Source organism: Rahnella sp. RcJ3 (assembly GCF_009498575.1).
GTDB lineage: Bacteria > Pseudomonadota > Gammaproteobacteria > Enterobacterales > Enterobacteriaceae > Rahnella > Rahnella aceris.
On the sequence record NZ_QSNX01000006.1, the window covers coordinates 1 to 13,277 of the forward strand.

The following is a 13,277-nucleotide window of genomic DNA, read 5'->3' on the forward strand; positions in this document are numbered from 1 at the left end:
ATTTATTCTGATCACGGCGACACTAATTTGGATTCAGGACGCATTGATTATTATGTGCGAATGCAGGCACCCGACGGTAAATACGTCAGCGTAATACGCGGTGATGATCTGGTAATTTCTGATATTCAGACCGCTCATACCCGGCCAGTGCATCTGCCCGGGATCCCACAGGCAGTATTGTGTGTTCCTGCACCACTGGAACTCAGCACCAAGACAATGGATATCAACAGTAAACAAGCTGGGCATTATACCGGACATCTGATTGTGAATTTTACGCCGCAGCTTTAGGAGATTCTCCTGGCAACGGATTGCACTTCATCACCGCATTCACGTAAGGATTTTTATGCGCAGATCACAAATACAAAGGCGGGTCTCAGACCTGAAACTGCTCCCGTTACTGATGCTGACCATACCTGTCCTGTGTTTTGCCAACATCACCGTTTCACCGATGAAAGTAACGCTTAACGAACAACATGCTGCTGCACTGGTCATCAGTTCTAAAAGCGAAACTACCCAGTATATTCAGGGAAAAATCACCGAGGTTCATAACCCCGGCACACCACAGGAAAGTGAAACGCCTGCACCACAGGGCGCACAAAACAGTCTGGTGGTCTCGCCGCTAAAATTTGGTTTGCCCGCCGGTAACAGCCAGCCGGTGAGGATCGTCGGCCTCGGTGAAAGCAACGAAGAAAAAATCTACCGCGTGCATTTTCAGTCAATGACTCCGGAAGAATTCAAAAACCCTGCCAGCAACAAAAATTTCACCAGCGAACTGAACCTGACCATTGTCTGGGGGGTCGTCGTCATGGTGCCGCCAGCAAAACCGGTCGCCAGACTGGGTTGGGATCCATCTACTCAGCAAATTACCAATACCGGCAATATCCATCTGCTGGTACAGCGTATTGGCCTGTGTGACAGCGATAAAAAGGAAGCACGGTGCCAGTGGAAAGAGCTGAAGAAAAACGTCTATCCGGGCAAGCCATACAGCCCATCGTTACCATTTTCGGCTTCAGCATCGTCTGAAAAAGTCCGAATTGAGTATTTCAACGATTACACTCAAAAGCAGGAAGCGGGAAGTTTTATGGCCAGATGATGGCTAAAATGAAAACGGTTACAGAAAATAATTTGTTATAAATTAATAAGTTATTTGTATATGTAAAAGTTTGAAACACTGTATTGATTGATATAAATCAATTTATGGGCTATTACTCTCAGGCACATCTCCTTCCTGTTACGCTATCCGTTTGAAACCCTTCAGAAACAAGATACCCAGCCACACCTATTAGTGTAAACGATTACAACACTGTGACCGGGTTCACGTTAAGCTGTGTGCAGGGTTAATAACATAACAGCCTAAGCATTATTACAAACTCAAAACGATTGCATTATTTTGGAGACCGGATGAACAACTCAACTTCGACCAAAGGAAAACGCTCGAACAAAAGCGTCACTTTCTTTGTCTGTTTTCTTGCTGCACTTGCCGGACTGCTGTTCGGCTTAGATATCGGCGTCATCGCGGGCGCCCTGCCCTTTATCAGCCATGACTTCCAGATTACTAACCACCAACAGGAATGGGTTGTCAGCTCCATGATGTTTGGTGCCGCCGTCGGTGCTGTCGGCAGTGGCTGGCTGAACTTCCGTCTGGGACGTAAATTCAGCCTGATGATCGGCGCAGTTCTGTTCGTTGTCGGCTCCCTGTGTTCCGCCTTTGCGCCCAACACAGAAGTGCTGATTGTTGCCCGTGTTCTGCTGGGTCTGGCTGTCGGTATTGCCTCTTACACCGCACCGATTTACCTGTCAGAAATCGCACCGGAAAAAATCCGCGGCAGCATGATTTCCATGTACCAGCTGATGATCACCATCGGTATTCTGGCCGCATACCTGTCGGATACCGCGTTCAGCTACACCGGTGCATGGCGCTGGATGCTGGGCATCATCACCATTCCGGCATTGCTGTTGCTGGTTGGCGTCTTCTTTCTGCCGGACAGCCCGCGCTGGCTGGCCGCTCGTGGCGATGACGGTAAAGCACGCCGCGTACTGGAAAAACTGCGTGATTCCAGTGAGCAGGCAAAACATGAACTGGATGAAATCCGTGAAAGTCTGAAAGTAAAACAAAGCGGCTGGGGTTTGTTCGTTAATAACAAAAACTTCCGTCGTGCGGTTTACCTCGGCGTTCTGTTGCAGGTCATGCAGCAGTTCACCGGTATGAACGTCATCATGTACTACGCACCAAAAATCTTCGGCATCGCCGGTTTCGCCAGCACCTCTCAACAGATGTGGGGCACGGTGATCGTCGGGCTGGTTAACGTTCTGGCGACGTTCATCGCCATCGGTCTGGTTGACCGCTGGGGCCGTAAACCTACGCTGAAACTGGGCTTCCTGGTGATGGCAGTCGGTATGGGTGTGCTGGGTACTATGCTGCATATCGGTGTCGAATCCGATGCGGCGAAATACTTCTCCATTGCAATGCTGCTGATGTTCATCGTTGGTTTTGCGATGAGTGCTGGTCCGCTGATTTGGGTACTGTGTTCTGAAATTCAGCCGCTGAAAGGCCGCGATTTTGGTATCACCGTGTCTACTGCGACCAACTGGATCGCCAACATGATTGTCGGCGCAACCTTCCTGACCATGCTCGACAGCCTCGGCAACGCCAACACCTTCTGGGTGTACGCGGCGCTGAACGTGGTGTTTATCTTCATTACCATTGCGCTGATCCCTGAGACCAAAAACGTCTCTCTGGAACACATCGAACGCAACCTGATGAAAGGTGAAGCCCTGCGCGACATCGGTAAGTAAGTTAGCAATAAATAAGCCTGCCATTCCTCCCCTGCAAAGGGGAGGAATTCCATATTGCATCTCTCCCCCGCCAGATTTATCCTTCGCCAGATGAAAACCTCACGTCTCCCCATCGCCCTGCAACAAGCCGTTATGCGCTGCCTGCGGGAAAAACTCCAGATGGCAAATCAGTTTTTTGGCACCGATTACACGGAGCCGGAAATCAGCTATCAGCAACGCGGCACCAGCGCGGGAAGCGCGTATCTGCAACACTGGCAAATCCGCCTTAATCCGGTATTACTGCTGGAAAATCAGCAACCGTTTATCGATGAAGTGGTGCCACACGAGCTGGCCCATTTGCTGGTATACCGCCGTTTTGGTCGCGCTCCTGCACCGCACGGCAAAGAGTGGCGCTGGATGATGGAACATGTGCTGGGTGTCTCAGCGAGCAGAACGCACAAGTTCGAAGTGGCATCCGTGCAAAGTAAAACCTATCCGTATTTATGCGCCTGCCGCGACCACCAGTTGACCGTGCGACGCCACAATAAGGTGATGCGCAAGGAGTCGGAATACCGCTGCCGCCATTGCGGCGAACTGTTACGTTTTAACGCTAACGGCATCACTAATTGCTGATTTTTCAATCACTCATTAGCAGCAAAGTCCCATTGTCACATCGCGCCGCATCCGTTACCCTTCCGGCCTTTTAGTCTTGGGTCTTTCAGAAACATGTTTCATAAAACGTTCTTATCTTTTCTGTTTATCAGTGCGCTGACACCGCTGAGCGCCTTCAGCCAGTCCGGCAACGCCATCAATAACTTCAGTCAGGCCAAAGCCGCTGCCGTGAAAATCAATCAGGGCGCGCCAACATTTTACTGCGGCTGCGATATCAGCTGGCAGGGGAAAAAAGGCACGCCGGATCTGCAATCCTGCGGTTACGCGGTACGTAAAAGTGAACAGCGCGCCAGCCGGATCGAATGGGAACATGTGGTTCCCGCGTGGCAGTTCGGCCACCAGATGCAATGCTGGCAGGATGGCGGGCGCAAAAATTGCGCGAAAAGCGCCGACTATCGCAAGGTTGAAACTGACCTGCACAACCTTGAACCGGCCATCGGTGAAGTGAACGGCGACCGCAATAATTTCATGTACAGCCAGTGGAACGGTGGCGAAGGTCAGTATGGCCGCTGTGAAATGAAAATCGACTTCAAAGCCAAAGCCGCCGAGCCGCCAGCCCGCGCCCGTGGGGCCATTGCGCGCACTTACTTCTACATGCGTGACCAGTACAAACTGAATTTATCCCGCCAGCAGACACAGCTGTTTACCGCCTGGGATCGCCAGTATCCGGTCACATCATGGGAATGTGAACGCGATAACCGCATTGCCAGGGTGCAGGGGAATCACAACCCTTACGTTCAGCAGGCTTGCGTGCAAAGAAAAAGCTAACCTACTATAGGGCACAATAGTCAGCGACAGGGCTGGCAACAGTTGCCAAAATAGCCCACTTCACCACTTTAAGGACAGCAGTCACACATGCGCATACCCCGCATTTATCATCCGGAAATCCTGACCGCTCACAGCGAGATTGCGCTGAGCGAAGATGCCGCCAATCACGTCGGGCGCGTTCTGCGTATGCAGCCGGGTCAGGCGATTCAGTTATTTGACGGCAGCAACCAGGTCTTCGAAGCCAGCATCACGCAGGTTGATAAGAAAAGTGTGAGTGTCAGCCTGAATCAGGGGGTGCTGGCGGATAATGAATCCCCGCTGAATCTGCATCTTGGTCAGGTGATCTCGCGTGGCGAGAAGATGGAATTCACCATTCAGAAATCTATTGAGCTGGGCGTGAATACGATTACTCCGCTGTTTTCCGAGCGCTGTGGCGTCAAACTTGACGGCGAACGTCTGGAGAAAAAATTGCAGCAGTGGCAGAAAATCGCCATTGCCGCCTGCGAACAGTGCGGACGTAACCGTATCCCTGAAATTCGTCCGGCGATGCAGCTCGAAGCCTGGTGCAACGAGCAGGACGACAGCCTGAAGCTGAACCTGCACCCGCGCGCCAGCCACAGCATTAACACCCTGCCGCTGCCGGTAAGCCATGTCCGCCTGCTGATCGGTCCGGAAGGCGGTTTATCCGCTGAAGAAATTGCAATGACCTCCGGCTACGGATTTACTGATATCCTGCTGGGACCCCGTGTTCTGCGTACAGAAACCACAGCACTCACCGCGATTACAGCCTTACAGGTTCGTTTCGGCGATCTGGGTTAAGAGGAAACCAAATGATTAAGCTTGGCATCGTGATGGATCCGATCTCTTCCATCAACATTAAAAAAGACACCAGTTTCGCTATGTTGCTGGAAGCGCAGAGTCGTGGTTACGAACTGCATTACATGGAAATGAATTCCCTGTATCTGCGCGGCGGCGAAGGCCGTGCGACCACCAAAAAACTCAGCGTGAAGCAGGATTACGATGGCTGGTATGAGTTTGGCACAGAGCAGGATATCGCCCTGCAGGAACTGGACGTGATCCTGATGCGTAAGGATCCGCCGTTCGATACCGAATTCATTTACGCCACTTACATCCTCGAACGTGCCGAAGAAAAAGGCACGCTGATCGTCAATAAACCGCAGAGCCTGCGCGACTGTAACGAAAAGCTGTTCACTGCGTGGTTCCCTGAACTGACGCCAGATACGCTGGTTACCCGCAATGCAGCGCAGTTGAAAGCGTTCCATAAAGAACACACTGACGTGATCCTCAAGCCACTCGATGGCATGGGCGGCGCTTCCATTTTCCGTCTGAAACCTGAAGATGCCAACGTCTCCGTCGTTATCGAAACACTGACCGAACACGGCAGCCGTTTCTGTATGGCACAAAACTACCTGCCAGCCATCAAGGACGGTGACAAACGCGTTCTGGTGGTCGACGGCGAACCGGTGCCTTACTGCCTGGCGCGTATTCCGGCGCAGGGTGAAACCCGCGGTAATCTGGCTGCCGGAGGCCGTGGCGAAGCCCGTCCGCTGAGCGAAAGTGACTGGGCAATTGCCCGTACCGTTGCGCCAATCCTCAAGCAGAAAGGCCTGATTTTTGTCGGTCTGGATATTATCGGCGATCGTCTGACGGAAATTAACGTCACCAGCCCGACCTGTGCACGTGAAATCGAAGCCGCCTTCCCGATTTCCATCACCGGCATGCTGATGGACGCCATCGAGAAACGTCTGGCTTCACGATAAGCACAGATTAAAATCGATAAACGGGTTGTTCAGCATTGCTGGATAACCCGCTTTTTTTGGCGAGCCTGACGTAATAAACTGGCCTGCCTGCACTGATTTCAATTCTGAGGTTAAACATCCTGCATACCATGAATCTACAACATCACTTTCTTATTGCGATGCCTGGCCTGGATGAACCCCAGTTCAAACGTTCGGTCGTGTACATCTGCGAGCACAATGAAGACGGCGCCATGGGGCTGGTGATTAACAAACTGGTCGACGATTTCACCATTGAAAGCGTACTCGACAAACTCGACATCACCCCCGAACCCCGTGACCTGAGTATTCGTCTTGATCGCCCGGTTTTTTCCGGGGGGCCGCTGGCAGACGATCGCGGTTTCATTTTGCATACGCCGCGCGAAGGTTTTGGCTCCAGCATCCGCATCTCTGACTGCACGATGATCACCACCTCGAAAGACGTGCTGGAAACGCTGGGCACGCCCGATCAGCCAAAAGATGTGCTGGTGGCACTGGGTTATGCCGCATGGGAACAGGGCCAGCTTGAAAAAGAATTACTGGAAAACTCGTGGCTGACCATTGAAGCCAGCAGCGATATTTTGTTCCGCACCCCCATTGCTGACCGCTGGCGCGAAGCAGCGAAAATGATCGGCGTTGACGTCGGACAGCTCGCCACCCATGCGGGGCATGCATAATGGCAAACCGCACGGTTTTTGCTTTCGACTTCGGCACCAAAAGTATCGGTCTGGCTATTGGTCAGGAAGTCACCGGCACCGCCCGTCCGCTGACCTCGTTTAAAGCGCAGGACGGCACACCGGACTGGCAGAAAATTGAAAAACTGCTGAAAGAATGGCTGCCGGATCTGGTGGTTGTCGGTTTGCCGCTGAACATGGACGGCACAGAACAACCTCTGACTGCCCGTGCGCGCAAATTTGCCAACCGTCTGCATGGCCGTTTTGGCGTTCAGGTTGAACTGCACGACGAACGCCTGAGTACCGTAGAAGCCCGCGCCGATTTGTTCGATCGCGGCGGTTTCCGTGCGCTGGATAAAGGCAGCGTGGATGCCGCTTCCGCTGTCATTATTCTGGAAAGCTGGTTCGAGAAACAGTGGAGTCAGTCCTGATCTTCCGCCAGTAATCCCGCACGTTGCCGCTGCTGACGGCTTTGTGCGAACGTCTGCATGCCGGCCTGCGCGCCGGTTTGCAGGATATCCGCCAGTTGATGAGTTTTCCCTTCACGGATTAAATTGCACACCGCCGGTGTGGAAGTCAGCACTTCAAAAAGCGCTACCCTTCCCGCTTTTCTACCGTCCTTTTCTTCAGTCACCGCCAGTTTTTGCGCGATCACGGCCCGCAGGCTACCCGCCAGTTGAGCGCGGACAAACGCTTTTTCTTCTGCCGGAAACACATCAACCAGCCGGTCAATGGCCTGTGTGGCGTTGCGCGTATGCAGTGTCGCGAGAACCAGATGTCCGGTTTCTGCCGCCGTCAGCGCCAGCCGGATACTGTCAGTGTCACGCAGTTCGCCCAGTAACAATACATCCGGATCTTCACGCAGAGCACCGCGCACCGCTTCGCCAAATGAACGCGTATGCAGCCCGAGTTCGCGCTGCTGAATCAGACAGTGCCTGCCAGTATGGATAAGCTCAATGGGGTCTTCCAGCGTAATAATATGGCGCTTCGCATGGCGGTTGAGATGATCAATCAGCGCCGCCAGCGTGGTGGATTTCCCGCTGCCCGTCGCACCGGTGACCAAAATCAGGCCGTCTTCCTGCATAATCACATGCTGCAAGATATCCGGCACCCTCAATGCAGCCAGCTCGGGGCAACGGGCAGGCACCGGTCTCAGCGCCGCAGACAACCCGTGCAGTTGCTGAAAGATATTGAGCCGCATCCGCACGCCATCACCCAATGTCAGCGCTTTATCCACCTGTCCGGCCAGCTGCAAAGTATGTTGTTCAGTGGCATCCAGCCACGCATGGATCAGCCCCAGCATCTGCGAAGCCTCCACCACCGGCAGATCTTCACAGCGACATAATTCCCCGTCAATGCGCAACACAGGCGGATAGCCGGTACAAAGGTGCAGATCGGAGGCATTTTGCTTTACACTACGTCCCACTAATCCATCAATATCCATGTTGAAATCCTCCTGAGTCCCTATGAGCCTTAGTCAGCAAAACGCTATTGAGCAGAACTTACAGAATGTCCGCGAGAAAATCGCAGCCGCTGCACAACATTGCGGCAGGTCTCCAGAAGAAATTACCTTGCTTGCAGTCAGCAAAACAAAACCTGCGAGCGCTGTCGAAGAAGCGATTGCCGCCGGGCAGTTAGCGTTCGGCGAAAACTACGTGCAGGAAGGCGTGGATAAGATTGCCCACTTTGCCGGACATCAGCCTGCGCTGACCTGGCATTTCATCGGGCCATTGCAGTCGAATAAAAGCCGCCTGGTGGCGGAGAATTTCGACTGGTGCCATACCATCGACCGCCTGAAAATCGCCCAGCGACTGAACGAACAACGTCCGGCCGGTTTAGCACCTTTACAGGTGCTGATTCAGGTCAACATCAGCGATGAGGCCAGTAAATCCGGCATTGCGGTGGGCGATATCGCAGAACTGGCCCGACAGATTATGGCGATGCCCCGCCTGACACTGCGCGGCCTGATGGCGATTCCGGCAGTGGAAACGGATCACGCGCGACAGCTTGAGGTCTTCGGCAAGATGCGGGATGCGCTGAAAGATTTACAAAATATTTGTCCGCAGGCCGATACGCTGTCGATGGGTATGACCGATGATATGCCTGCGGCAATTGCGGCTGGCAGCACGATGGTTCGCATCGGGACCGCCATTTTCGGTGCCCGTGATTACAGCATAAAACAGTAACCTTTATCTTTGGGTTTACTGCTTTACTCTTGATAGGCTCAATTCAGCCCCCATTAAAAGCAAGGAGCATGAATGCAACATCGCAAAATCAGTTTTATCGGCGCCGGTAATATGGCGGGCGCAATTATTTCCGGCCTGGTCGAAAGCGGCTATCCGGCAAATCTCATCAGCGTTTGTGCCCCTTCCACCACGCATCGCGATGCGCTGGCTGATAAATATGGCGTGCAAAGCAGCAGCGATAACAGCGGCTGTGCAAAGGAGGCGGATGTCGTTGTTTTGTCGGTAAAACCGCAAATGATGGCCGATGTGTGTAAAGCACTGCAAAAAGACGTGGATTTTAGCGACAAGCTGGTACTGTCGATTGCCGCAGGCGTCAGTGTGGCGCGCTTCTGCGAGTTGCTGGGCGATAATCTGAACATCGTGCGTATCATGCCGAACACGCCATCCCTGGTCGGGAAAGGCATGAGTGGCCTGTACGCACCTTCTCAGGTTTCTCAGGCAGACCGTGATTACAGCGGCGAACTGATGACCGCCGTCGGGAAAATTTGCTGGGTCGATACCGAAGAAGGTATCAACCACGTAATTGCCGCCGCAGGCAGCGCCCCGGCGTATTTCTTCCTGTTTATGGAAGCAATGCAGGCTGAAGCGCAACGTCTGGGTTTCAGCGCTGAAACCGCACGGATGCTGGTTGAGCAAGCCGCCAGCGGCGCCAGTGCTTTAGTCGCCGCCAGTCCGGACACGCCATTGTCACAACTTCGTGAGAATGTGACGTCCAAAGGCGGCACGACGTTTGAAGCTCTGAAGGTTTTCACCGACCGTAAATTACCGGAGATTGTCTCCGAGGCCATGCAGGCCGCCATTACCCGCGCGCAGGAAATGGAAAAACTGTTCTAATAAGAGCAAATAATAAAATAACACTGCCCAAAATCATTCGTGTTGCGTCAAGGCGACACGCGAAGGATGAAGGGCATAGGAGAATTATGTTAACGCTGACGTTTCTGGTTAAAACCCTCATAGATCTCTACGTGATGGTTCTGCTACTGCGCATCTGGATGCAATGGGCACGTACAGATTTTTATAACCCGTTTTCACAGTTCGTGGTGAAAATTACTCAGCCCATTATCGGACCACTTCGCCGGATTATTCCGCCGCTGGGCCCGATTGACAGCGCGAGTTTGCTGCTGGCGTTTATCCTTTGCACCATCAAATTCCCGCTGCTGTTGCTTATTCAAAGCGGCGCTATTTTCTTTGGTCTGAGCAGCCTGCTGATTGGCCTGATAGGGCTGGTTAAAGCAGCCGGTTATCTGGTGTTCTGGCTGGTGATTATCCGCTCGCTGATGAGCTGGGTGAGCCAGGGCCGCGGGCCGATGGATTATCTGCTGATGCAGCTGACTGAGCCGCTGATGGCGCCAATTCGTCGTATTCTTCCGGCGATGGGCGGCATCGATTTCTCGGCGATGGTGGTGATCCTTATCCTCTATATGCTGAATTATCTGGGGATGGATCTGCTGGGTGCGTTGTGGTTCCAGCTTTAAGCCCGGCGTTCTGGCAATCTGATGCGCTGGTTTTGCGGCTGGTTATCCAGCCCAAAGCCAGCCGCGACAGCCTGGTGGGTTTGCATGGCGACGAACTGAAAGTCGCCATCACCGCCCCGCCGGTTGATGGTCAGGCGAACACACATCTGGTGAAATTTCTCGCAAAACAGTTTAAAGTCGCCAAAAGTCAGGTCAGCATTGAAAAGGGCGAACTGGGCCGCCATAAACAAGTCCGCATTACACATCCGCAAAATATCCCGACTGAGGTCGCGGTACTGCTCGCAGAATAACGTTTACGTCAGGACTCTCCCATGCAGAAAGTCGTATTAGCTACCGGCAACGCCGGTAAAGTGCGTGAGCTCGCACATCTTCTGGCCAGTTTCGGGCTGGACGTGGTCGCACAAACGGAACTCGGTGTTGAATCTGCCGAAGAAACCGGGCTGACGTTCATTGAGAACGCCATCCTGAAGGCCCGCCATGCGGCAGCGGTCACCGGTTTGCCAGCCATTGCTGATGATTCAGGTCTGGCGGTGGATTTTCTCGGCGGCGCGCCGGGGATTTACTCCGCACGCTACGCAGGCGTTGATGCCAGCGATCAGCAAAACCTCGATAAACTGCTGGTGGCGCTGAAAGACGTGCCACAGGGTCAGCGCGATGCGCGGTTCCATTGTGTGCTGGTGTATATGCGCCACGCTGAAGACCCGACGCCGCTGGTGTGTCACGGCAGTTGGGCTGGTGAGATTACCTTTGCCGAAGCAGGCGAAGGCGGCTTCGGTTATGACCCGATTTTTTATGTTCCTGAGCTGGGCAAGACCGCCGCAGAACTGACCCGTGAAGAAAAAAGTGCGGTCTCGCACCGTGGACAGGCACTGAAACTATTGCTTGCCGCGATGAAAGAGGCTGTACAAAAGAATGCGTAAGTTACCGCCGCTGAGTCTCTACATCCATATTCCGTGGTGCGTGCAAAAATGCCCTTACTGCGATTTCAACTCGCACGCGTTAAAGGGTGAAGTGCCGCATGACGATTATGTCGCGCATCTGCTGGCTGATCTGGATGCAGACCTGCATCTGGTGGGCGGACGCAGTGTGGGGACGATTTTTATCGGCGGCGGAACCCCAAGTCTGCTGAGCAGCGAAGCGATGCAGAATCTGCTCGACGGCGTGCGCGCGCGTTTGCCGCTCGATGCTAATGCTGAAATCACCATGGAAGCTAATCCGGGTACCGTCGAAGCAGACCGCTTCAGCGGCTATCAGCGCGCCGGTGTGAACCGTATCTCCATTGGCGTGCAAAGTTTTGATGCGCAGAAACTGGAGCGTCTGGGGCGTATTCATGGCCCTGACGAAGCCACACGCGCGGCGCATCTGGCGACCGACCTGAACCTGCGCAGCTTCAATCTGGATCTGATGCACGGCTTGCCGGATCAGACGCTGGAAGAAGCGCTGGACGATTTGCGTCAGGCTATTGCACTAAACCCGCCGCATTTGTCGTGGTATCAGCTGACTATTGAGCCGAATACAATGTACGCCTCGCGCCCGCCGACCCTGCCGGATGACGATGCACTGTGGGATATTTTCGAGCAAGGCGATCAGTTGCTGACTGCGGCTGGTTATCAGCAGTATGAAACCTCGGCGTATGCCAAACCGGGCTACCAGTGTCAGCACAATCTGAACTACTGGCGCTTCGGGGATTATCTCGGCATCGGTTGTGGCGCGCATGGCAAACTGACGCAGCCCGACGGGCAAATCCTGCGTACCGTAAAAACCAAACATCCTCGCGGCTATATGCAGGGACGTTATATGGACAAACAACATCCGGTCGAAACCGAAGATTTGCCGTTTGAATTCTTCATGAACCGCTTCCGCCTGCTGGAAGCCGCGCCGCGTGAAGAGTTTGGTCTGTATACCGGGCTGGATGAGTCGGTGATACGCGCACAGCTTGACGAAGCGATCACCAAAGAATATCTGGTGGAAACCGCCACGCACTGGCAGATCACCGGCAAAGGAAAATTATTCCTCAACTCACTGCTGGAGCTGTTTTTGGGGGAGTAAGGTGCAGTTCACAAAGGACGGTTCGTTTTCCAACAAAAAAACCGCGTAATCGCGGTTTTTTTGTGTCTGTCATTTAGCCGGTTACTTTTTCAAATCCGCCAGCAAGGCTTTGTGCTGAGTATCCAGATTCGTCACACGCTTACAGACGTCATCGCCAAAGGCTTTGAACTCTTTTTCCTGCTTGTTCCACTCTTCCTGAATGGCTTGCTGCAGCCCGCCAAGATTACCCATCATCGCCTGCAACGGATTCCCACCGCTGGTAGCCTGTTTGAGGCCCATTTCGTTGATGCTGTCCTGCATCACGCCGCCCATGGTTTGTTCCATCAGCTTCTGACCGTTTTGCTTAACCTGATCCACCGCTTTATGGTGGAAGGTCAGACCGTCGGCGCGGTGCTCAATGATCAGGTTCATTTGTTGCTTCAGTTGCTTGTCGAGCGTGACCAGACGGTTACGCACGTTGCTGTCGGTGCCCAGTTTCTCGACGATCACCCGATCTACCGCCACGCGGCCTTTTTCGAGATGCGCCGTCGCACCCTGATCAATCCACGGCAGGTCGCGGCGCAAACCGGCCTGATAATCGATCGCTTCCTGACGCTGTCTGGCGCTCAGGGTCATGTCTTTACCGTTGAGGGTCACGTTACCATTTGGCGTGATCAGCAAATCACCGCTGTTGCCGACCACCTGAACGGTCTGCGGCTTAATGATCACATCATCTTTAGGCTGTACGGCACACTGATAGTCCGCCTGTGCGCTCCACGCACTGAGAGCCAGCAACGCAGCAAGTCCGGTTTTTACCACTCCACTTTTTACTAACATGTACTC

The 13,277-nt window shown here is 53.5% G+C and carries 17 protein-coding genes; 15 read left to right on the forward strand and 2 right to left on the reverse strand.

What is annotated here, in order from left to right:
- From DXU84_RS09430 to ruvX, 9 genes are all read left to right on the forward strand, one after another.
- Window positions 1-288, forward strand: a 288-nt coding sequence (locus tag DXU84_RS09430; protein ID WP_305076204.1) for a CfaE/CblD family pilus tip adhesin, incomplete at its 5' end; no start/stop codon positions are given.
- A 55-nt stretch (window positions 289-343) separates the two neighbouring features.
- Entirely contained in the window at window positions 344-1,093 is a 750-nt protein-coding gene (locus tag DXU84_RS09435) for a fimbria/pilus periplasmic chaperone (protein ID WP_119261931.1), read from the forward strand.
- Between the two features lie 308 nt (window positions 1,094-1,401).
- The gene (locus DXU84_RS09440; RefSeq protein ID WP_013576822.1) at window positions 1,402-2,796 is read left to right on the forward strand and encodes a sugar porter family MFS transporter; all 1,395 of its coding nucleotides are present in this window, start codon (window positions 1,402-1,404) and stop codon (window positions 2,794-2,796) included.
- A 90-nt stretch (window positions 2,797-2,886) separates the two neighbouring features.
- On the forward strand, window positions 2,887-3,408 hold the full coding sequence (locus DXU84_RS09445) for a SprT family zinc-dependent metalloprotease (RefSeq protein WP_037033267.1): 522 nt from the start codon (window positions 2,887-2,889) through the stop codon (window positions 3,406-3,408).
- 93 nt (window positions 3,409-3,501) lie between these two features.
- Window positions 3,502-4,215: a deoxyribonuclease I gene (gene endA / locus DXU84_RS09450; RefSeq protein ID WP_013576824.1), complete on the forward strand. Its 714-nt coding sequence runs from the start codon at window positions 3,502-3,504 to the stop codon at window positions 4,213-4,215.
- 87 nt (window positions 4,216-4,302) lie between these two features.
- Window positions 4,303-5,034, forward strand: a complete 732-nt coding sequence (gene rsmE, locus DXU84_RS09455; protein ID WP_013576825.1) for a 16S rRNA (uracil(1498)-N(3))-methyltransferase — start codon at window positions 4,303-4,305, stop codon at window positions 5,032-5,034.
- Between the two features lie 11 nt (window positions 5,035-5,045).
- Window positions 5,046-5,996: a glutathione synthase gene (gshB, locus tag DXU84_RS09460; protein WP_013576826.1), complete on the forward strand. Its 951-nt coding sequence runs from the start codon at window positions 5,046-5,048 to the stop codon at window positions 5,994-5,996.
- Window positions 5,997-6,124: 128 nt separating this feature from the next.
- Complete coding sequence (locus DXU84_RS09465) at window positions 6,125-6,688, forward strand: YqgE/AlgH family protein (protein WP_013576827.1); 564 nt, start codon at window positions 6,125-6,127, stop codon at window positions 6,686-6,688.
- The gene (ruvX, locus tag DXU84_RS09470; RefSeq protein WP_013576828.1) at window positions 6,688-7,116 is read left to right on the forward strand and encodes a Holliday junction resolvase RuvX; all 429 of its coding nucleotides are present in this window, start codon (window positions 6,688-6,690) and stop codon (window positions 7,114-7,116) included. The genes DXU84_RS09465 and ruvX overlap by 1 nt, the downstream gene beginning before the upstream one ends.
- Here the strand turns inward: ruvX and DXU84_RS09475 are convergent.
- The gene (locus DXU84_RS09475) at window positions 7,107-8,129 is read right to left on the reverse strand and encodes a type IV pilus twitching motility protein PilT (RefSeq protein ID WP_013576829.1); all 1,023 of its coding nucleotides are present in this window, start codon (window positions 8,127-8,129) and stop codon (window positions 7,107-7,109) included. The genes ruvX and DXU84_RS09475 overlap by 10 nt on opposite strands.
- Window positions 8,130-8,151: 22 nt before the next feature.
- Here DXU84_RS09475 and DXU84_RS09480 point away from each other — a divergent pair, with 22 nt between their 5' ends.
- The 6 genes from DXU84_RS09480 to hemW all read left to right on the forward strand — a co-directional run bounded on the left by DXU84_RS09480 (window position 8,152) and on the right by hemW (window position 12,455).
- Window positions 8,152-8,871 carry a YggS family pyridoxal phosphate-dependent enzyme gene (locus tag DXU84_RS09480; protein ID WP_153375529.1) on the forward strand — a complete coding sequence of 240 codons (720 nt, stop codon included), beginning with the start codon at window positions 8,152-8,154 and terminating at the stop codon, window positions 8,869-8,871.
- A 72-nt stretch (window positions 8,872-8,943) separates the two neighbouring features.
- A complete protein-coding gene (gene proC / locus DXU84_RS09485) occupies window positions 8,944-9,765 on the forward strand; it encodes a pyrroline-5-carboxylate reductase (protein ID WP_013576831.1) in 822 nt (273 codons plus the stop codon).
- A gap of 86 nt (window positions 9,766-9,851) precedes the next feature.
- Window positions 9,852-10,406, forward strand: a complete 555-nt coding sequence (locus DXU84_RS09490) for a YggT family protein (RefSeq protein WP_013576832.1) — start codon at window positions 9,852-9,854, stop codon at window positions 10,404-10,406.
- Entirely contained in the window at window positions 10,391-10,696 is a 306-nt protein-coding gene (gene yggU / locus DXU84_RS09495) for a DUF167 family protein YggU (RefSeq protein ID WP_013576833.1), read from the forward strand. The genes DXU84_RS09490 and yggU overlap by 16 nt, the downstream gene beginning before the upstream one ends.
- A gap of 21 nt (window positions 10,697-10,717) precedes the next feature.
- Window positions 10,718-11,326, forward strand: coding sequence for an XTP/dITP diphosphatase (locus DXU84_RS09500; protein ID WP_119261936.1), 609 nt, complete (start codon window positions 10,718-10,720; stop codon window positions 11,324-11,326).
- On the forward strand, window positions 11,319-12,455 hold the full coding sequence (hemW, locus tag DXU84_RS09505; RefSeq protein WP_121019745.1) for a radical SAM family heme chaperone HemW: 1,137 nt from the start codon (window positions 11,319-11,321) through the stop codon (window positions 12,453-12,455). Before DXU84_RS09500 ends, hemW begins: the two co-directional genes overlap by 8 nt.
- 81 nt (window positions 12,456-12,536) lie before the next feature.
- Here the strand turns inward: hemW and DXU84_RS09510 are convergent, their stop codons facing one another.
- On the reverse strand, window positions 12,537-13,271 hold the full coding sequence (locus DXU84_RS09510; RefSeq protein WP_013576836.1) for a DUF2884 domain-containing protein: 735 nt from the start codon (window positions 13,269-13,271) through the stop codon (window positions 12,537-12,539).
- Window positions 13,272-13,277: the final 6 nt, after the last annotated feature.